At 64.7% G+C, this 21,220-nt stretch carries 11 protein-coding genes; 9 read left to right on the top strand and 2 right to left on the bottom strand.

Features of this window, described 5'->3' with window-relative positions; all coding sequences use genetic code 11:
• The 9 genes from P4L93_00870 to P4L93_00830 all read left to right on the top strand — a co-directional run.
• Positions 1-1,197: hypothetical protein (locus P4L93_00870; GenBank protein ID MDR3685504.1), on the top strand; the 1,197-nt coding region annotated here is incomplete at its 5' end.
• A 53-nt stretch (positions 1,198-1,250) separates the two neighbouring features.
• Entirely contained in the window at positions 1,251-3,440 is a 2,190-nt protein-coding gene (locus tag P4L93_00865; GenBank protein ID MDR3685503.1) for a hypothetical protein, read from the top strand.
• Between the two features lie 995 nt (positions 3,441-4,435).
• Positions 4,436-4,780 carry a hypothetical protein gene (locus P4L93_00860; GenBank protein ID MDR3685502.1) on the top strand — a complete coding sequence of 115 codons (345 nt, stop codon included), beginning with the start codon at positions 4,436-4,438 and terminating at the stop codon, positions 4,778-4,780.
• A gap of 219 nt (positions 4,781-4,999) precedes the next feature.
• Positions 5,000-10,045, top strand: coding sequence for a carboxypeptidase regulatory-like domain-containing protein (locus P4L93_00855; protein MDR3685501.1), 5,046 nt, complete (start codon positions 5,000-5,002; stop codon positions 10,043-10,045).
• A gap of 61 nt (positions 10,046-10,106) precedes the next feature.
• Complete coding sequence (locus P4L93_00850) at positions 10,107-10,235, top strand: hypothetical protein (GenBank protein MDR3685500.1); 129 nt, start codon at positions 10,107-10,109, stop codon at positions 10,233-10,235.
• 804 nt (positions 10,236-11,039) lie between these two features.
• On the top strand, positions 11,040-14,834 hold the full coding sequence (locus P4L93_00845; GenBank protein ID MDR3685499.1) for an IPT/TIG domain-containing protein: 3,795 nt from the start codon (positions 11,040-11,042) through the stop codon (positions 14,832-14,834).
• 299 nt (positions 14,835-15,133) lie between these two features.
• The gene (locus tag P4L93_00840) at positions 15,134-15,556 is read left to right on the top strand and encodes a hypothetical protein (GenBank protein MDR3685498.1); all 423 of its coding nucleotides are present in this window, start codon (positions 15,134-15,136) and stop codon (positions 15,554-15,556) included.
• An 8-nt stretch (positions 15,557-15,564) separates the two neighbouring features.
• Positions 15,565-17,415 carry a glycosyltransferase gene (locus tag P4L93_00835; protein MDR3685497.1) on the top strand — a complete coding sequence of 617 codons (1,851 nt, stop codon included), beginning with the start codon at positions 15,565-15,567 and terminating at the stop codon, positions 17,413-17,415.
• A 67-nt stretch (positions 17,416-17,482) separates the two neighbouring features.
• A complete protein-coding gene (locus tag P4L93_00830) occupies positions 17,483-18,253 on the top strand; it encodes a hypothetical protein (protein ID MDR3685496.1) in 771 nt (256 codons plus the stop codon).
• Between the two features lie 11 nt (positions 18,254-18,264).
• Here the strand turns inward: P4L93_00830 and wecB are convergent, their stop codons facing one another.
• Positions 18,265-19,392 carry a UDP-N-acetylglucosamine 2-epimerase (non-hydrolyzing) gene (gene wecB, locus P4L93_00825; GenBank protein MDR3685495.1) on the bottom strand — a complete coding sequence of 376 codons (1,128 nt, stop codon included), beginning with the start codon at positions 19,390-19,392 and terminating at the stop codon, positions 18,265-18,267.
• A 249-nt stretch (positions 19,393-19,641) separates the two neighbouring features.
• Entirely contained in the window at positions 19,642-21,039 is a 1,398-nt protein-coding gene (locus P4L93_00820; GenBank protein MDR3685494.1) for a citrate/2-methylcitrate synthase, read from the bottom strand.
• Positions 21,040-21,220: the final 181 nt, after the last annotated feature.

Below are 21,220 nucleotides of genomic sequence, written 5' to 3'. Positions count from 1 at the left end.
GCGATGCTCGTGTTCGCCTTCTCCGGCGCTGCCTTCGCCGCAGGAATCAACCACTCCGGCCAGCAGCGCCTCGGTGCTGCCGCCACGGCTCCGGCCAACGGCTACAACCAGGACGGCTCTCCCAACCTCGCCATCCCGGGCGCCGGCACCAACACCTACATGGACTGGAACAAGGGTCTGGGCGACAACGCCAGCAACGGCAGCTCGCCGCACGGCAACTACACGACGACAACCGTAAAGTGTGTCGTGTGCCACGCGGTCCACTATGCCGGCGCCAACGGTGCCCCGGTCGGCTCTGCCACCGGCGTCGCTGACACCCTGTTGCGTGTCCGTGCCGACTCGGCGTGCATCCTGTGCCACGCCACCACCGGCCAGGCCGTCAACGGCCGTCCGGTCTACAACGGTCTGGGCGGCGCCATCGTCGGACCGGGCAACACCGGCGGAGCGACCGACAACGGTCACATCACCGGCACCAACTGCACCTACTGCCACACCAACGTCCACGGCGCCAACGCCGATGAGTCGGTCGCGGCACTGCAGGGCTTCCTGCTCAAGAACATGACGGCCACCAACGTGCAGGGCACGGGTGCCACGACGAACAACATGATCGATGCGATCACCGCCATCGACCACAACGCCGTGAACCAGGGCTTCGCCGCCGGTGCCGCACTGAACGGCACGATCGGCCAGTACGCCACGGACACCAACCACGCCCTCTACGGCGAGCAGGCCGTCGGCATCTTCTGCGCCGAGTGCCACAACGGTGCGTATGCCACCGCCGCCGCCGGTGCGTCGACCAACGTGCTCAACGCCTCCGGTACCTTCGTCGCCTACTCCGGCCACCGCATCGCGGCCGGCGCGACGAGCAACTGGAACTCCGACGGCTCCAAGTCCACCGGACTGGTCCAGAACCAGGCCGTCGCATGGGCCGCCGCCAACAACTGCAAGAGCTGCCACGACGCGACCGACGACTTCAACAACGCCGCCTTCCCGCACTCGTGGGGCAAGAGCGGGGTCAACTCCAGCAAGATGTGGCTCTTGACCGCCGCTGACGCTGGTGCGACCAAGGTCTCCGTAGGCCAGGCTTCCGCCACCACCTACAACAGCTCGACCAACCCGGTCCAGCTCACTGACGGTGTGTGCCTGAAGTGCCACGTCGCTTCCGGTGGGGCTGCTGGTGTCGGCATCACGTTCTAGATCGCATAAAGAGCATGTGGTGTCTGACACAGCTCTCAATTAGGAGGTTGAAAGTGGATAAAGGACTTACACACTTCATGAGGGGACGGGTGCGTCTCGCCCTTCTGCTCGTGGTCTGCATGGTCGCGATCGTCGCTGTCCCGGCGTTCGCACATGCGGCTGCATTCTCTGCCGAGTACCCGGCCCCCACAGCGACCCTGCACGGCCAGCCCGCGGTCGTCAGCGTCGACGTCGCCGGTGCGGCAGTCAACCCCAAGACCGCGACCATCACGGTCAACGGCCACACCTACAATGCCTTCGTGTCCGTGGCCTCGGCCTCGGGCTCGTGGACTTCGACCGAGGTCCTAGTCGGCACGGTCTACAAGACCCAGTGGGTCTGGGGCGCCACCGGCGCAGGGAGCACCACCGTCTCCTGCTACCCGAGCACCCTTCCGACCGGTACGACCATCAATGTCGTCATGAACGCGGCGGACAACACCGTCCCTAACGCCCCTGTCGCACTCACTGACAGCTGGTCGTTCACGATTGCCGTCAACGGGACGCCCGTCACGCCGCCGGCTGGGTCGGTGTATAACAACGCCATCTGCACCACCTACTGCCACACGGTTGGTGGTACTGCTATCGGCGTTACTGGCAACCACGCCAAGGATTACGTGAACGACAACGCTATGGGTCCGGACTGCTACTCGTGCCACCAGGGCGCCGCTGCGCCCGTTCACGGCGTCCCCACCTCGGCGTCGATGGTCGGCAACCATCTGACGGTCCAGAGCGAGATTGCAGCTAACAGCGCCGGGTGCGTCTCGTGCCACGGCAGCGATCTCCTCAGCGTTGCGACAAAGAATGCCGATGGTACCTACACCGTGCCTGCGGTGGGTGGAGCCACCGAGCACCAAGGTTGTTCATGCCATGAGTACCATGAGGCATCGGGCAAGATGGCGTGCGAAGGCTGCCACGTCAAGCCGATGGATCCGACCGCTGCGTACCCGTATCACGTGGGTGCGCACGATGCACTTCAGGCCGGTATCGGCGGTACAAAGAGCTCCGCATGTGTAACGTGCCACGGTTCCGATCTCCTGAATGTTGCCGCCGGGCCAATGACCCAGGGCGCACACGCGAACTGCGTTTGCCACGCTCAGGGTGTGGCCACGAGCGCTACAACGGAGTGCGTGAGCTGCCACACCGGCGGCGACGCCGCTCATGGGTTCGCAAACGGCTTGACGCATGGTGGCGGGGGCTGGATCGCAGCTTCGGGCCACAACACCACGACCTACAACGGCTTCGGTGGGTTGAGCAAGTTCGATGGTTCCCAGGGTGTCACGCTACAGGACACCTCCGGCGCAACCGTGCTCAGCACGTGGGCGACGCCAACGGTCAACGTGTTCAATCCTAGTGCCAAGGATGCCCAGGGTAACGCGTTGGGCTGGAACTCGATCGTTACGTGCCAGGATTGCCACACCGGCCTGAACGCTGCCGGTCCTCACGGTGCCGCTCAGAACTGGGGCATCGACCCGAACTATCCCGCGCCGTACAACATGGCGGTCAACTCGCACGCCACCGAGAGCGGCATGGCAGAGCGCTCGGGTACTCCGACCTTCACCGCGACCCAAGTCAGTGGTCCGATGGCGGACCTCACCGGCTTTGGCAACGGGGCGAACACAGCCTCCTACCGCGACTCGAAGCTGGCCGCTGCTGGACTTGCTGACGCCAGCAACGCCGGCACCGCGAACGCTGTTATCTGCGCGAAGTGCCACAAGCTCTTCGACTTTGACAACGCGTACACGGCTGGCAACTACACTGCGGGTAGCCACGGGTATGGCTACGTGAACGCCACCGGCATTGGCAACGCCAGCAACACGGCGCACTCCAGCCACCACTGGGACCTCAACAATGGTGCTGCCGACTGCGTCAGCTGCCACGTCGGTCTTCCGCACGGTTGGATGCGTCCTCGCCTGCTGGTCAACAGCTACAACGGTCCTTACACCGTGACCGTTGCTGGCGTAGACACGACGGCTACATCGGTTGCAGACCCGCCTCCATACCTGGATTCGAGCGCTCGCCTGATGACGCCGACGACTGGCACCAACCTCATTCCGCGTGGTATGGGTCCGCTGAGCACCGTCGACCAGCACACGCTGGTTAACGGTGGCGCCACCTGGACCGAGGCCGATTGCCTCGCTTGCGCCGGATCTGGCGCCAGCGGCCTCGAGCACACGGGTGATGCGAAGGATGCGAAGCTCAAGTAACTTTGGGCACAGTTGCACTGAGGTGTTCTGATTCAGTGCACGATGGGGGCGGGCAGCGATGCCCGCCCCCTTTTGCTCGCGCCGCTTCTCGGTCGCATTGGCGGTTGCGTCTGAAGTCTTGGATGCGCAGGGCGTCGACGACCTTAGTTCGGGTTCTTCACAGCCGTCTACGCGCGCGCGAGGCGAGACTGGGTGTGCCGCGAATCTACCGCGAATCGAGCGAGTATCAGATGGCATGGCCGATCGCGGTCAGGGTTACCGCATGCGCGCTGAGCTGCTTGACCTATCCCTCGGGCGACGCGCACAGATACGTGCTGAAACGCTGCCGTACCATCTCGAGAACGATTCAGGTGGTATCCCCGCGGCATAGCCTTTTCGGACAGACTGGCGCTCCCGTGCTTGTGACAGCCTGCATCTGCCGTGGAGGCGCCCCGGCATTGCGCGCGGGTGTCCGCCCCCCGGGTGGCTCCCGAACGCCGATCACGGCGGATACTCACAACGTGAGCCGGATGATGGCGCGGTCCCGTGGCAGTCAGCTGGCGACAGCAAGACGGGCAGAAAGGTGGTTTCCCCGGCCCCCTACACGCGCGCGAGGCGTTCGGCCCGTGCGTCCTATCGTGCGCCTAAGGGATTGCATCGCAGTGAATTTGAGTGTCGCTGAGTACGTTTAGCGTCGGGCGGAGTGTGCTGGAAGGCGCCTGATTCAAGCGCAATGAGCTGGCACTAGATGCTCTCGAAAACTGTTTAGGGGGTATCCCCCCCTACGAGAGTTCGAATCCCTCCCTCTCCGCCATTTAGCTGGGAAAACGCGGTCCCGGAGCCTCTCGAAGAGGAGCCGGGACTGCGCTGTTCCCAGCTCGATTGCTCCGAATCTGCCCCAATCTCAACCCAGAATTGGCATGAGTCTCTGCGTTGGGAGGGCGTGCGAAGGCAATGCGCTTTGGAGGTCGTCAGTGGTCGCCGGAAGGGGTAATTCGAACTCTAGAGGCGACGTCGTGGCCTACACGGCCAACTTCGCGGTGAACGCCGTGTACTACTCGACCATGACCAAGCTCTCAGGCTCGTCGAGCGGCAAGCGCAGGAAGTCCCACAAGCTGACGGGGACCGTCTCGCCCGCCGGACCCGGCAGGGTGACGATCGCGATGAGCCGCCTGGTCGGCAGGAAGTACAAGGCCGCAGGCACGGTGAAGGTCGATGTGGTGGGCGGCAAGTTCTCCTACAGCTTCAAGCCCAAGTACAAGGGGACGTGGCACTTCGTCGTGACCTACTCCGGCGGCGTTGTCGGAGTGACTACCTACCCGTCGTCAAAGCGCGGGACCAAGAGCATCAAGGTGAGCTAGCACCTGGACTGATTAGTCACGCAGACGGCAATTCCCGATTTGTGTGGCCGGGGCAACGTGCAACAGAGGCACTCCTGGTGACGCTCCAGTGACGCCCCGTGTCGCCACGCCCGGGCGGACGACGACCGACACGGATCTAGGACCCGCAGCCAAGAGGCGGTGCGCCTGGCTCACCACGGGGTTAAGATGAGTCAACGCCTGTGAACTTGGGAGGACTTGGTGCGCGCTCGCTCGATTCTGGCTCGTTCCGCGGGCGCTCTGGTGCTGTGCCTAGCCCTCGTCGCATCGACTCATGTGGGGCACGCTTTGGCGCAGGGCGCCTTCGTCCCGGCACCGGCTCGCTCGGACGTGGCCTATGACGACTCGCGCGGCATCCTCTACATCACCGACGGCGACCACATCGACCGATACGACGTCGCCGGCGGGCGATTGCTCACGCCGTTCGTCGTACCCGGCAGCATCCTGCGCGGCCTCGACCTGTCCCCAGACGGCAAGACTATCGCCGTCGCCGACCAGGTGTACGTCGGCGACTTTAGCTCGCGAGCCGTCGGCACCGCGCGATTCGAGCTCGTCGACGCCGTGTCCGGTGGCGTTCGCACTATCACGTTCCCCAGACTCTACGGCGAGGGGGGCACGTGGATGGTGGCCTACGGCAGCGATGGGCGCCTTGTCATCTCGTCGAGCTATCCCATGTACGTGTCGACCTCACTCCTGCGAGGCTACGACGACGCGAACGGCGTCACGACCATCAACTCGACGGAAGGCAACGCCGCCCTAGCGCCCAGTGGTGACAGGAATTACATAGGCCTAACGCTTCCAGGTTGGATGACAGACAACCAGTGGGCCGTCCACACGGTAGGCACCAGTGATGTTCAGCGCTACCCGTACGCTTTGCCCAACGCGTGGTGGTGGGGCTGGGACATCGCGGCCAACCGCAACGGAACGCAATACGCCGTTCCGAATGGCAACGCTGGCCTTGGCATCTACAGCGGTACGGGCGACAGCATCACGCAGATCGACGGCGTGCCAGGTGGCGCCAAGTACAGTCCCACCGCCGACGTGCTGTACCAGGCCAAGTCTGGCGAGACAGTCATCAATGCCTACGACACCGCGTCGTTCAGCAAGATCGCCAGCTACGACTTCGAGACGCCGTTCGTGGTCTCCACGAGTAGTTGGCGGAACCTGAACACCATGGTCATGAGCTGGCCCAGGATGGCCGTCGCCCGCGACAACAGTTTGCTGGCCGCTACCGTCACCGGCGGCGTACGCGCCATGTGGCTCAAGCCCGCCGTGACCGGAACCGTGCGCTCGTCCTCGCACGGCTACCCTGTCGAGGGCGCGACCGTGCAGTTGTGGCGCGACGTGGCAGGAACTTGGTCCGTCGAGGCCACGACGACGACGGGGCCGGGTGGCTCCTGGAGCTACGTCACCACCGACACCACTCCGCTGCGCGTCCACGTGGCCGACGCCAGCGGTGCGCACGCGCCCGCATGGGTGGGCGGCGCCGATCTGGCGAGCGCGGCAAGCGTCGTCGCAACTCTCGCGCCTGCGTCCGCAGACGTGACGCTTACGCTGGCCCCCTCTGCCAGGGGCACGATCACCGGCACGCTGCGTTCGAGCCGGAACCAGGCTCCGCTCCCCGGAATCTCCGTGGCCGCCTATCAGGAGGCCGACACCTCGACGGTCATCGCGTCCACAACCACGGCCGCCGACGGGACCTACCACCTCAACGGTCTGAGTCCCACTTCATATCGGCTCGCGTTCACAGATGCTACGGGCGAGTACGGCCACTCCTTCTTCCGGTCGCAAGGCTCGATCGAGGCGGCCACGCTCATCTCCGTTGCGGCGTCCGCCACGGCCGTCGCGACCGACACGTTGACCTACGTACCGTACTCGCTCAACGGCCGTGTGACGTCAGGCTCCGGCGCCACGGCCATCGCGGTGCCCCGAGCTGTCGTCGAGCTGTGGCGGCAGGGCTCCGGAGGCGCGTTCTCGCTCGAGACCTCCGTCGCCGTCGACTCTGACGGCAGGTGGAGCTACGCCTCGGACCGCAACGAGCCTATCAAGGTCCGCGTGACTGATCCGGGCGGGCTGTGCGCAGACACGTGGTTCGGCGGCACGGAACTAGGATCGGCGACTGCTGTCGTTCCTACACGCGACGGCACTCCTGCCTACGTGACGATGCCCATCCCCAATCCAGGCTCGATCTCGGGAACCGTGCGCAGCAGCAAAGACCAGCTACCCCGCAGTGGCATCCAGGTCGCCCTCTATCGCGGGGCCGCCGTACCGTCCGTGCTTGCGACCACCGTGACGGCCGCAGACGGCACCTACCGCTTTGACGGTCTCGACATAGCGGGCTATGCCGTCGCGTTCACCGACCCAACCGATGCGAACACGGCAGCGCTCGTCCCAACATGGCCCGACCAGCCTTATTACTCCCAGCTATGGATCGACGCTGCAGGCAGGGCCATCACCCAGGACATCACACTCACGTGGCGCCCCGCCAACGTCAACGGCAAAGCCACGTCCACGTTCCAAGGCCTGCCTGTGGCGGGCGCCGTCGCTGAGATATGGCGCCGAGGCGCAGACGGCGGCTACGCGTTCGAGGCCACAGTCACACCCACCGGCTACGACCCCATGTTCACGTACGGCTCCGATGACCTCGACCCGGTGCGCGTCCATTGGGTGGACCCCTCCGGCATGCACGCTGACACGTGGTTCGGTGGCTCGTCGCTTGCCTCGGCGACGGATCTCTATCCCGAGCGCGGCGGCGGTGGGCCCTCGGCAAACGTGATCATGCCGCTTACGAACCCGGCGACCATCGAGGGAGTGGTCCACAGTAGTGACCACGGGACGCCGCTGGCTGGCGTCCTCGCCGAGCTCCGGATCTACGCCTGGCCCCAGACAGTCGTAGCCACCACCACCACATCAGCGGATGGCACGTACCGTTTCGACGGCCTAGGTATCTCCGGCTTCACAATCCAGCTCGACGACCCTAGCGGCGCGCACCTCCCGCAGCTGTACCCCGGCGGCGACCTCTACCCTGACAACGGCGTCTGGATCTCCAAGCCCGGTACCGTGACCGCTGAGTCCACCATGACGTTCATTCCGATGCAACTCACCGGTATCGTGACCTCGTCATACCGAGCCAAGCCCGTCTCTGGCGCACTTGTCGAAGTGTGGCGCGCGGGCGACGACTCCGTCTGGAGCTGCGAGACCACGCTTACGGCTGACGCTGCCGGCTCCTGGACGTACTCGACCGACACCACTGCGCCCGTCCGAGTGCGTGCGATCGACCCGCTGGGCTCGCGCGACCCAGCATGGCTGGGCGGTACCGACGTCGCGAGCGCGGCAGACTGCGTGCCACTGCGAGGGACTCCTCCGCGCGCGGACATCGTGCTGCCCATGACGCACCCCTCATCCATCTCTGGCACCGTGCGCTCCGACCGCGACAACTCCGTCGTGGCCAGCGTGTCCGTCACGCTGTGGGCCGACGACGACGGCGTGCTCACCCAGATGTGTTCGACGGCGACGGCCGCCAACGGCACCTACTCGTTCCCGGGTCTCGGCCCGTCGTCGTACCGCATGAGCTTCGAGGACCCCTCCGGCAACAACGAGCCGTTCCCCGCGGGAGCGCTCATCGCCATAGCGGCGCCGGTCAACCTGACGCGCAACGTCACGCTGACCTTCGTTCCGTACACGGTCCAGGGCACGGTGACCTCGGACTTCCACAACATGCCGGTGGGCAATGCGTCGGTCGAGATCTGGCGTAAGCAGGCCGGCACGTGGACCCTCGCAGACATCCAATTCAGCGACTACGACGGAACGTGGAGTTACGAGACCACGTCTGATGAGCCTGTGAGGATCCGTGTATCCGACTCGTCGCTCATCTGCGAACCGGCATGGCTCGGCGGAGCCGTCGTTGCCAACGCCAGTGACATCTACCCCGATCGCAGTGGCGACCCGCTGGCCGATATCCAGCTGCATGTGGCGCAGGCGGCCTCGATCGACGGCGTGACCTACGACGACTACACGATGGCGGCGCTTCGGGGCGTCTCGGTGTCGCTCTTCGACGCGAACGGCGACTGGGCCTCCATCTTGGCTTCCACCACGAGCGGGCCGGACGGCAGCTTCCACTTCACGGGTCTTGCTCCCGGCGACTACTTCCTCTATTACGCCGACCCCACCGGCAAGTACGAATCGCAGTGGTATGACTACGAGTCCACGGTCGACTGGGCAGATCCGATCACCATTGACGCTCCCGGCCACCAAGACGCCAGCGCCTACCTCGACCCGGTCCGCGTCCAGTACCTTGCGACGCTCACCACCGCGACCGTCACGGTTGGCTCGGGTGCGCAGTGGGCCGGCCTGCCCTTCACGCTCACATCTGAGATGTACGACTCGATGTGGGGTGACGGCCTGGACGGGATGCCGGTAGTGGTGCAATCGTCAGCCGACCGCATCCACTGGAGCACGCTGGGAGCTGCCTCGGCCAATCCGTCCGTGTGGTCCGGTGGCTACCAGTTCACCTGCTTCGCCCCGGACGCCACGCCGCGCTACTATCGCTTCTACGTGCCCGCGACGCCCGACGTCGTGAGCACGAGTTCGCCGGACGTCTTCGTGCACCCCGCAATCCGCACCGCGTCGTGGGGCCCTCTGTCCGCAAACGGCACCGCGGCGCCCAACGTGACCGTCGCTGGTCCGATGTTCCCGCTTGAAGCCCAGCTACGCGACCAGTTCGGTAACCCGGTCGTCGGCGCGTCCGTCCACGTGAGCCAGTCACTCGACGGCCGCACATGGTTCGACTGCCCCGCCATCGTTCGCGAGACCGCGCCTGGGCGCTACACAGCTTCCGCCGAGGCCGGACGCGGCCGCATCTTCCGTTTCGAGTCACGCACCGGAGGAACCGCCACTCCCGCGGTCTCTGGGATTGTGAGCGTTCTCGCTCCGCGCAAGGCGCAGTGCTGGTTCTCCAACGGCCTACCCCATGTGGGCCGGACTACCGAGATCAGTGGCTGGTTGTGGCCTAGAGGCAAGAAGGGCACCAAGCTCGTCAGCGTCGTTGTACAGCGCAGGGTGGGCGGCTCGTGGAAGGCCTACAAGACGTTCCGGCCTGCCATCATCGACGGTCCCACAGGCGCCTCGCGTGCGCGCATCAAGCTCAAGTACTCCAAGCGGGGCGCCTATCGCGTCCACATGTATGTGCCGGGCACGAAAGGCTTCCTGCCGACCACTACGCCGTGGGTAACTTGCGCGGTCGTCTAGCGAGCCCCTGAGAACCCCACATCTCATGCGAAACACTTTGGATGGAGCAAGGAGGGGATTCTTGAGCAGGTCTCGTCGGCGCACTCGCCCCGTCCACCTACCCTCGGGCCGAGTGAGTCGAATCGTGCTGGCTGTTGTCCTTGTGGTTCTCATCGTCGCCTATCTGGTCTACCGGGTCCTTCACCACTGAGGTAGTGCGGAGGTTTCGTGGTGCTCCGCTCGGCTCATGTCAGCGAGCGCTGCTTGTGCCTCGGGCGCGTCGAGCGGATTCCGGCAACAATGGCCGCGACTGCCACCTCCTTGCAATGGGGGTTCCCTGACAGCGTCCGTCAGGATTCGACATCAGGCACCGACTAGGTCGTCTCACATGTGGACCAGATAGCATCTTGCGCCAATCTCCGACAGTCGCAGTCGGCCGCGCACTCGCACTCGAAGACTGTCTAGGGGGGTATCCCCTACGAAGGTTCGAATCCCTCCCTCTCCGCCATTTAGCTGGTCAAACGTGGTCCCGGACACCTCGAAAGGGGTGCCGGGACCACGGTGTCTTCCGACGGCAAGGTGTGACTTCCATGAGGCTTCCCGCAGGTCAGGTGCCTGGAGGTGCGCGGCAGTCGAAGCACCGTCGAGTCAGCAACACCGAAGTCCGGCCGAGCGATTGAAGAGTACAGATGCATCTGCCTGCGGAAACGCGCTGAAGCCGCCGGATCAAGACGGCGGCGATGCGACCCGATGACGGCCCCGAAACCAACGCCCCAAATGTGCGGCCCGACAGCGTGAGGTGTCTTCGAGAAGAGGCTTGAAGAAGTCAAAGAAAGGTAACAAATACATCTTGTTAGTATGTACGAATTAGTGGTATAAAACTCCCCATGTTGGGTGCCTTAGGGCCGCCAAATGGTCGGTTCTTCGGTTCCGAGAATGAAACCACTCGGCCAGTATCTGCCTCGACTCACTCGCCGCGTGGTTACTGCCGCCGCTTGGGAAATGGGGATCGACGATGTTGAAGGGACGCACGCTCTGGCTTCTGGCCGCACTGCTAACGATTGTGATTTGCTTCGCTCCCGGCACCGCGCTGGCCGCAGTGACCAGCGTTCATGCTGGCAGCGCCTCAGGTCCAAGTAGCTCCCCGGAAGGGACGCCATTCACGCTCTACGTGATTGGAACCGGGTTCGGCAGCTCATCGCAGGTGACGTGGACTCCACCTAGCGGCAGCGCGATTACGCTGGCCCGGCTGTCCCAGACCACGACTCAGCTGACGGCTTCCGTTCCGGCGACCGCGGTGGTCAATGAAGGTGCGTCCGGCACCGGCACGACTGCCTACAGGGTCAGCGTGACTGGCACTGGGGCTGGCGGTCCGCTGAACTTCCTGATCACCGAGGCGGACACGCTGACCGTGACGCCTGTGACAATCAATGCGACGTCCGGTGCAACGTTCTCGGGAACGATCGCCAATCTCTCGGACACGTGGGACAACCAGAATCCCTCCGAGTTCACGGTCGGCATCAACTGGGGCGATGGTTCGGCTACCGACACCGCCGGCACGGTCACGAGGACTGGCGTCGGAACGTACAGCATCTCCGGGTCTCACACCTACACGAACCCATTCTTGTCTACGACCGTCAAGACGGCGACCACGTACCCCGCGTCAACGATCCCTATAGCCAACAACGGCACTACCAACTTCGCCTCGTCCGGATCGCTGGTGGTGTTCACCGGGTCCGGCTACCAGACCGTGAGCTACACCGGTAAGACGACCGGCACGAGCGCTTCGTTCACGGGTGTCACGGGCTGGACCGGAAGCGGCACCCTTGCGGTCGGCAATCCGGTGACGCAGCAGTACCAAGCTGTGACCGTCGCGGTCACCGACCCGTCTCCCGGAACCGCCAGTTCGGTCGGCACGAGCTCGCTCACTGTTGCCGACGGGACGACCTACCTGATGAACGCCGGCCCCTTCTCCACGACCGAAGGCCAGACCTACACAGGTTCAAGCCCCTTCTTCCCCGGCAGCATCTACACCGGAGCGATATTCCCGACTACCGGCTGGTACCGCCTGCTGGTCAGCAACGGCAGCACCTCGGCGTGGTACACGCTCTACACGTCGGGCCCGAACAACTACATGTATCCGAATAGCACATCGGGCTCGGTCGTCTTCCCGACCGTAGGCCAGGTGCCCTACTCCGAGACGCTGTACCTGAACAACGGGACGCCGGTCGCCAGCGCGGCGAGCACGGTGACCGTCAACGACGCGGGTCTGTCGTACTACAGTGCCGTCAACACGTATCACACCGTTGAGGCGTCCTCGACTGGAACGATCCAGGTGGGCAAGTTCCTAGACAGCTACATCGGCGGTGGCGACCATCATGGTGACTTCACTTGCACGATCCACTGGGGTGACGGCAGCACCGACACGAGCGTGCCCGCCGTCTATGTGAGCAGCAACACATACACGGTCAGTGGCTCACACACGTATTCCGAGGAGGGCACCTACACGGCGACCTACGACGTCGCCGACGTCGGGGGCAGCACGCTGACCGGCGTGAGTACCGCTATCGTCGCGGTTTCGGACCCCTCCGTCGTCGCCACCGGGGTGGCGCCGCTCACGACGCCCTTTGGAACCCCTCTTGGCACTCAGGTGCTCGCCACGTTCACCGACCCGGCCGGGCCCGAGGCCAACGACGGCACGCACTACGCTGCGACTATCGACTGGGGCGGCAGCTTCGGCACGAGCGACGGCGTGATTGACTTCGCCGACGGCACGTTCACCGTGAGCGGGGACGTGCCCTACAGCGACCCCGGTACCTACTCGCCGACCGTCACGATCAACCACGAGGCGAGCACGCCACAGACCGTGACGGACTCGGTTGTCGTCCAAGCGCCAATCACCAACGATATCGTCCCGAGCACTCTGGGCAACGGCTCGATCACGCCTGACACGACCCAGACTGTCGTGTACGGATCGGACAGTCCGACGTTTACGATAACCCCGGGCGTGGGCAGCCAGATCCTTGACGTGGTGGTCGATGGCATCAGCCAAGGACCGATCACCAGCTACCAGTTCACGAATGTCACTGCGCCGCACACGATCTCGGCCATCTTCGCCATCGACACCTTCGACATCGTCCCGAGCGCCGGCGCCGGCGGCTCGATCTCGCCGAGCACGACGCAGACTGTCGACTACGGCTCGGACAGCGCGACGTTCACGATCACGCCGGACGCTAATCATCACATCGCCGACGTTCTGGTCGACGGGGTGAGCCAGGGCCCGATCACCAGCTACCAGTTCACCAACGTCGGTTCCGGTCACACGATCAGCGCGAGCTTCGCCATCGACACCTTCGACATCGTCCCGAGCGCCGGCGCCGGCGGCTCAATCTCGCCGAGCACGACGCAGACTGTCGATTACGGCTCGGACAGCGCGACGTTCACCATCGCGGCTGACGTGGGGCACCACCTCGTCGACGTCCAAGTCGACGGAGTGAGCCAAGGTGTGCTGAGCGCCTACAAGTTCACCGGCGTCACCGCAGGGCACACGATCAGCGCGACGTTCGACGTCAGTCCGATTCCGAGTGTCACATCGCTCTCGACGTATAACGGCGCACCCGGCACGATCATCACGATCACCGGCACCAATTTCGGGAGTACCGAGGGCGCCAACGTCGTGACCTTCGGCGGCTTTACCACTACCGCGCTCACGTGGTCCGATACTCAGATCACAGTCGTCGTGCCCGATGGAGCGCTCGAGGGTTATGTGGGCGTTTGGCGAGACGGCGTGTGCTCCAACGGTCTGTACTTCATCCCGTTCGACACGCCTGTGGTCACCTCGATTTCACCCGACTCAGGTCCCGTTGGATCCACTGTGACGATTTCCGGCTCCGGCTTCGGAGCAAGTGAGGGTTCGGGCGTCGTCACCTTCGGTGGGGTTACTACGACCGCTCTAACGTGGTCTGACACCACGATTACCGTTGCCGTGCCGCCTGGCGCCCCGGCTGGTTACGTGGGTGTGTGGCAGCACGGAGTGTGCTCCAACGGCATCTTCTTCACGCCGGGCACGGTCCCAGCAATCACCGGACTGTCCACGAGCATCGCTCCGGTCGGGACGACTGTGGTCGTCACCGGCAGCGGGTTCGGCGCGAGCCAAGGCAACGGCAAGGTCACTCTCGCGGGCGAGACCTGCGCAGTGCAGAGCTGGTCCGACACGTCGGTCACCTTCGTGGTGCCTGCTGACGCTACCGCCGGGTACGTCGGCGTATGGAACGATGGCGGAATCTGCTCCAACGGCGTGTGGCTGCAGCCTGTAGCGCGCATCGACGCCTTGTCGAACTGGTGGGGTGCCCCGAGTAGCGAGGTCACCATCACGGGTGCTGGCTTCGGTGCCACGCAGGGCAGCAACATCGTAACGTTCGGAGGCGTTACAGCGGCAGTCGTGAGCTGGTCTGACACGGCCATCGTCGCGACGGTACCCGCCTCGGCAACTGCCGGCTACGTGGGTGTGTGGACGAACGGCTTCTGCTCTAACGGCATCTACTTCCTGTCGATAACCCCGGCGGTCATCACGAATGTCGATCCCGGCTCGGCGTCGATCGGCAGCACGATCACGGTGACCGGCACCGGTTTCGGCGCCAGCCAAGGCGCGGGCGACTCGGTCACCGTCGCTGGGGTCACTGCCACTATCACCAACTGGTCTGATACCTCGATCACGGCGCAAGTTCCCGTGGGTGCAACGACAGGCTATGTCGGCGTATGGAAGAGCGGCGTGTCCTCCAACGGCTGGTACATGAGCGTGACGCCGTGAAAGGCAAGCGTCTCATCTGGACGCTCGTCGGCATCGCAGCCGTAGCCGCTGCTATCGCTCTGGCAGTCGTGCTCGTGGGAGTGAGTTCGCCTCACTCCCCGAGCACGGCCGGCCCAGGCTCCGCAGCCGCCACGCAGAGCGCGCCGGCGCCCGTCCCCGCAAGTGCGTCGCAATCCTCAACCGGCTCTCCGGGTGGACCAACGACGCCGGCAGTCGAATCAGCCACTGGTGTCGGGCAACCCGCGCCCGGGTCCTCCTCGGGCGGGCCGAAGGGTTCGTCGGGATCGCGAACGATACATGTGGCCAATCCTGCCGTGCCGGTCGCGCCCGTCAAGCCCAAGCCGAGCGGCCCAGAACTCAAGGACCACGTGTCAGCCCCGTCGGCGGTCACGTTCTTGGCAGTGAAGAACTTCGGTGCCCCACAAACGTACGCTGCGGCGATCACGCCGATCGGCTGGCAGGACAAAGCGGCCGGCATGCTCGTAGCGCGTGTCACTTCGGCGAGTCTTTCCGGCGCCATTGACGCGGCGACGGGTCAGCCGATGGGTGCGCCCGCGTCTGGCGCCGCCGATCACAGCAAGGAACTCGCGGGATTGACGCTCATCGCGTCGACCAATCCCGGTGTGCGAAGCGAGATCACGAATCAGCAGAGCTACAAGGCCTACATCGTTCTCCTGCCGTCAGGCGGCGGCGCGGTCTTCATCGTCGACAGGCTCAGGTGAGGTCATCAATGCCCATACAATTGACGCGAACCCAAGTGACTCCGGATTCGGGAAGCCGCAACGCTCGCTCGTTCGTCTCAGTGGCGGTGGCGCTGTGCTTCCTCGTTCTGGTGGCCGTGACCGTCTTGGTTCTGGACTGGACGACGGCGCTGTCGCTGATTGGCGGCGGGCTCCTCGTTGGGCTCGGCGCGGTGTGGCCGACGTTGTGGCTCGCTGCTGCGGTCAAGAGCCGCAGCGAGCGTCGCGTGAACGCGACGGCACAGAGCGCTCCGCCCTCCACACCCACTGGTTTGCCAACCATCTTCAGCGGGGCGCCGGTCCGCCTGACTGTGCTCGTCCCGGCGCGCAACGAGGCGTCGGTAATCGGAGGCATGGTTTCGCAACTCATCGCCCAGACTCACGCAGATTTCCAAGCCCTCATCATCGCGAACAACTGCACAGACGACACGGCCGCCGTCGCTCGCCGAGCGGCCGCCGGGGACGCACGCATTGAAGTCCTGGAGGCGACATTCGAGCGCGGCGTCAAGGCCGACGCACTCAACTTCGCACTCCCGCAGGCCACCGGCGATGCAATCGTGCAGCTTGACGCCGACAACGTCGTGGAGCCGAGCTTCCTCAAGAGTATTGCCGAGGCGTTCTTCGATCCCGAGACCCAGGCCGTACAGACGGCCATCCGAGCCTCCAACGTCGAAGCGGGCATCCTGCCACATCTGCAGGACGTCGAGTTCCAGGTTTACTCCGATGTCTTCAACGCCGGTCGCGCCGCGATCGGCCGTACCAGTTCGATCGGCGGCACGGGTTTCGCCATCCGCACTCCGCTGATCCGCGAGTTCGGAGGCTGGTCGCGCCATCTCGTCGAGGACTTCGAGCTGCATCTTCGTCTTGCTCGCGCTGGAATCAAGGTGGGCTACCTGGGCTCGGCGGTGGTCTTTGACGAGAAGCCAGCTACATGGGGGGCGCTGATCAACCAACGCAGGCGTTGGATCCGCGGGCATGTCTCGCTCGCCCTCTCGCCGAGAAGCGCGAGCGGGCTGCCGTTGCTCGAGGCGATCTACCTGTACTCGCCGCTGGGTATTGCGCTCTCGCTCGCGCTGTTGTGCCTCGGCTATGCGGCGGCCATGGCGCCAGGGCTGCTGCCGCCATTCGCCTACCTGTCGCCGATCTTCTGGCTCGCGAGCATCCTCGCTACGGGAGTGATGCTGTTCTTCGTCACGCGTTCGCGGGGCCACAAGGTGGGCCTGTTCTCGCTCTTGGCCTACCTCCTCTTGTTCGGCTTCCACTGGGTCGTCGTGCTCTTTGCTGCGCTGCTCCCGGCGTCTTGGGCCAAGACCAAGACAGTCCATGGCCGAGACGCTCGACGCGGCCTGGCGGGTTACCTCGGCGTGGACGGGATGCGCTCCGGCGCGGTGCTGGTCGCCACCCTGGTGCTGGCCGGGTTGTGGCTGACGCCGTTGGTCGGGGCGGTCGCCTCACCTGAGGTCCGCGCCCACATGCTGAGCCCGATCCAAGCACCTGACGCGTCCACGGTCGCAGTCATGAGCGTGGTCGAGAGCGCGGAAGCCGCTGGGCGCGCCTCCCTCACCGGCACCGTTGTGTCTGCGACCAACGGCAACCCCATCAAAAGCGCGGCGCTCACCCTGAGCCGGGGCAAGCTTCACTATCACGCGACCTCCAACTCGCACGGCACGTTCTTGATCACCGTGAGCAGGCCAGGCACCTACGCGTTCACGGCCGCCAAGTCAGGTTACTTGAGGGGCTCATGCTCGGTGCACTTGGGTTCGGGCGAGTCGGTGAGGGTGATGGTGATGCTGTCCAAGCAGCACAGTGGCGTCATCTACATTGTCCCGGTCCCGTACTAGGGCCGCAGTGCGGTCGCTTGAACGTGAAGCGCGCGCCGTTCCTATCGCCAGAGAGAGGATGAGTCTGATGAGCTCGAGCCAGCGCAGCTCGCGCGTTGTTGGTATCGCGATTGTCGCGATCTCGATCGTCGCGGCGGTCATACTCCCGCCCGCCGCTCTCGCAGCTTCCGGCGACAGCGAGAGCCACGCGGTTCCTCTCACGATCGGAACGAGCACGCCGGGGACGCTGACACAGGCGCCCTCCTCCTCGGCAGATTACCTGTTCGTGTACTCGGTCAACCTGACGGCGGGCCAGACCATCGCGGCGACGTATACAGTGTCACCGGCGATCACGGACCCCGACGTGCTGGCGTGGGCATCGTTTCGCACCGACGTCGCGTGGCTCGGCTCGGCGTGGATCTCGCCGACGAGCCGAGTGACGCATCTGCTGGCGCCCAAGTCAGGTACGTACTATCTGGGTGTGTTTGGCCGCAGCACGCCCGGCACGTTCACCATCGACACGTCCTTGGCTCCGCCAATCGAGTACACGCTGTCGAAGATGGTGGCGCCGAGCAGAGCGAAGAAGACGAGGTCCTTCAAGGTGTCCAGCACGCTGATTGGGCAGTTCGACGAGTTCAACGTGCCCGTCAGCTTTCTTGTCATGCGCAAGTCGGGCCGGCTCTTCAAGCCCTACCGCACCGTCAAGGCGACGCTTGCCAGCCGCACTGACGGTCGGCACACGTTGTTCTCGGCGAGGCTGAAGTTGCCGAAAGGCACCTATCAGGTACGCGCGCGCTTCCTCGATGCGGCCCACAGCGTGCCGCTGAAGAACCTGCCGCGCACGGTCACCGTCAACTAGCGACGCGCGGTCTAGGCGCCAGCCGATGCCGTGAGCACCTCGACGATCCTCTCGGCGGCATGGCCGTCGCCGAAGGGGTTGGCCCGCTTCGCCATCGCGTCGTAGGCGCCTGCATCGCTCAACAGCACCGATGCCTCGGCCACGATGTTGTCGGCGTCCGTGCCGACGAGCTTAACGACCCCCGCCTGCACGGCCTCGGGCCGCTCGGTGATGTCGCGCATGACGAGCGCTGGCTTGCCCAGAGTCGGCGCTTCCTCTTGCATGCCCCCGGAGTCCGTCAGCACGAGTGTCGACGCCTGCATCAACTTCACGAACGGCAGGTATTCCTGTGGCCCGATGAGGTGTACACGCTCTTGCCCGCCGAGCGCTTCGCTTGCGATGTCCGCGCATGCGGGGTTGCCGTGTGTGGCGAAGAGGATCTCGACGTCGTCGAATCTGTCGGCCAAACGTCCGACGGCCGAGCAGATCGACTCCATCGGCGCTCCCCAGTTCTCGCGTCGATGTGCGGTGACCAGCACGATACGCCGACCGCTGGCGAGTACGTCGGAGATCTTGCCGGGGCCGAAGTCGTACGGCCTCTGCGCAGTCTGGATGAGCGCGTCTACCACGGTGTTGCCGGTGACAGTGATGCTCTGCGGCTCGACGCCCTCCCGCAGGAGATTCGCCTCTGCGACGCTGGTCGGCGCAAAGTGCCACTTCGCGATCTGTGTGGTGAGGCGCCGGTTGGCCTCCTCGGGATACGGCTGTTCCAGGTCTTGGGTTCGCAGCCCGGCCTCGACGTGTCCAACTGGCACGTGGTGGTAGAACGCTGAGAGCGCCGCGGCAAACGTCGTCGTGGTATCACCTTGCACGATCATGATGTCTGGTCGTACCCGCGCCACCAGCGGCGACAGCCCTCCGAGGGCCCTTACGTTGATGTCGGTGAGCGATTGCCCGACCGTCATGATGTCGAGGTCGAAGTCGGGCGCAATCCCGAACACGCCGAGCACTTGATCAAGCATTTCGCGGTGCTGAGCCGTCACCGCGACCAGCGTCTCGAACTGCTCGTGGCGCTCTCGAAGGCGCTCGATGACGGGCGCGAGTTTGATCGCTTCGGGGCGTGTACCGAACACAACTAGCGCGCGCACGCGATTGCGCACTGCAAACCCTCCTGATCGCTACGTTAGGGCGGAAGAGTCGTTCTCGAGTCCTGTTCCCGTTCGTGCGCGATTTTACGAGTCCGGTGCGGCCCCCAGCGAACGATATCCGCTGAGCGGAAACGGCCTCCGATGACAAGTCCCCGGTCGGCAACGATCGTTTGACCAGCGCTTTCTGAAGCAGCCCCGTTCGCCGAGTAGGCGCCGGGGCTGCTGTGCGTTGGCGGATTCGAGCGGTGCGGGTCGCGCGCGCTAGCGATCCTTCAGCGGCACGTAGTCCTGCAGCGCAGAGACGCTCTTGTACGCCGGGCGAATGATCTTGCCGCCGTTGGCGAGCTCCTCGAGCCGGTGTGCGCTCCAGCCCACCACGCGGGAGATAGCGAACAGCGGCGTGAACAGCTCGGAGGGGATGTCGAGCATGCGGTAGACGAAGCCGGAGTAGAAGTCGACGTTGGCGCTGACACCCTTGTAGAGCCGACGCTGCGCCGAGACGATCAGCGGCGCGAGCCGCTCTACCCGCGTGTGCAGCTCGAACTCCTCGGAGTAGCCCTTCTCGGCGGCAAGCTTCTCGGCGTAGCCGCGCAGGATTACCGCGCGAGGGTCCGAGACCGAGTAAACCGGGTGGCCCATTCCGTAGACAAGGCCGGTGTGGTCGAACGCTTCCTTGTTCAGCACTCGATGCAGGTAGTCGGCGATCTGCTCGTCGTCTTTCCAGTCGGTGATGGTAGCCCGAAGATCGTCGAACATCCCCACTACTTTGAGGTTTGCTCCGCCGTGCCGCGGACCCTTCAGCGAGCCGAGCGAAGCGGCGATTGCCGAGTAGGTGTCGGTGCCGGTGGAGGAGACGACGTGGGTGGTGAACGTGGAGTTGTTGCCGCCGCCGTGCTCAGCGTGGAGTACGAGCGTCATGTCGAGCACGAGTGCCTCGAGCTGAGTGAACTTGCTGTCGGGACGAAGCATGTGCAGGAAGTTCTCGGCGGTGGAGTACGAAGGCTCGGGGCGGTGGATGACCAGACTCTTGTCGTGAAACTTGTCGAGATAGGCTTGGTACGCGTAGACGGCGAGCATCGGGAACTTCGCGATGAGGTGCAGGCTCTGGCGCAGGACATTGCGCGTGGACGTGTCGTCGGCCTGCAGGTCGAGCGTGTACAGGCCTAGCACGCCGCGCATCATCGCGTTCATCGCGTCGCGGCTCGGCATGCGAAGGATGCCGTCGTGGATGAACGACCGGGGCATCTTGCGCATGTCCGAGAGGTACGCGTCGAACTCCTCGAGCTGCGAGATGTTCGGAAGCTTGCCGAAGAGCAGCAGGTAGGCCGTCTCTTCGAACCCGGGCTGGCCTTCAGCCACGAAACCCCTGACGAGGTCGGTGATCTCGATCCCCCGGTACAGCAGCTGGCCGGGGGCGGGAACCAACTGGTCGCCCTCGACGCGGGTGCCGACCACGTCGCCGATGCGCGTGAGTCCGGCCATAACTCCTCGGCCGGTCTGGTCGCGAAGGCCTCGTTTGACGTCGTACTCTACGTAGAGACTCGGATCGACCGGGCAGCAGTCGTTGGCAATGACCGTCCATGCATCGAGAGACGCGTCCCTGCCAATGGGCACGCCCAAGTGCGGCTGGATCGGCGCGCTGTTGTCGTCCTGCGCCATGTGCTTCCTCTCGTCTGCGACTTGTGCCCCCGGCCGGAAGCGGCTCGAAGGATGCGGTCGCGATTTCTGTCTAGGTTCTGGGCGGCCGCCCGAAGCGGAATCGGCGTCGGCTTGCCCCGCTGCTGGGGCGTTCGCCCGCTGGCAGCACCGAAGTGATTCGGTACTGAATGATACATCGGGA

This window comes from Coriobacteriia bacterium (genome assembly GCA_031292615.1).
Classification (GTDB): Bacteria; Actinomycetota; Coriobacteriia; order Anaerosomatales; family JAAXUF01; genus JARLGT01.
This window is presented reverse-complemented; position numbering and strand designations above follow the sequence as displayed.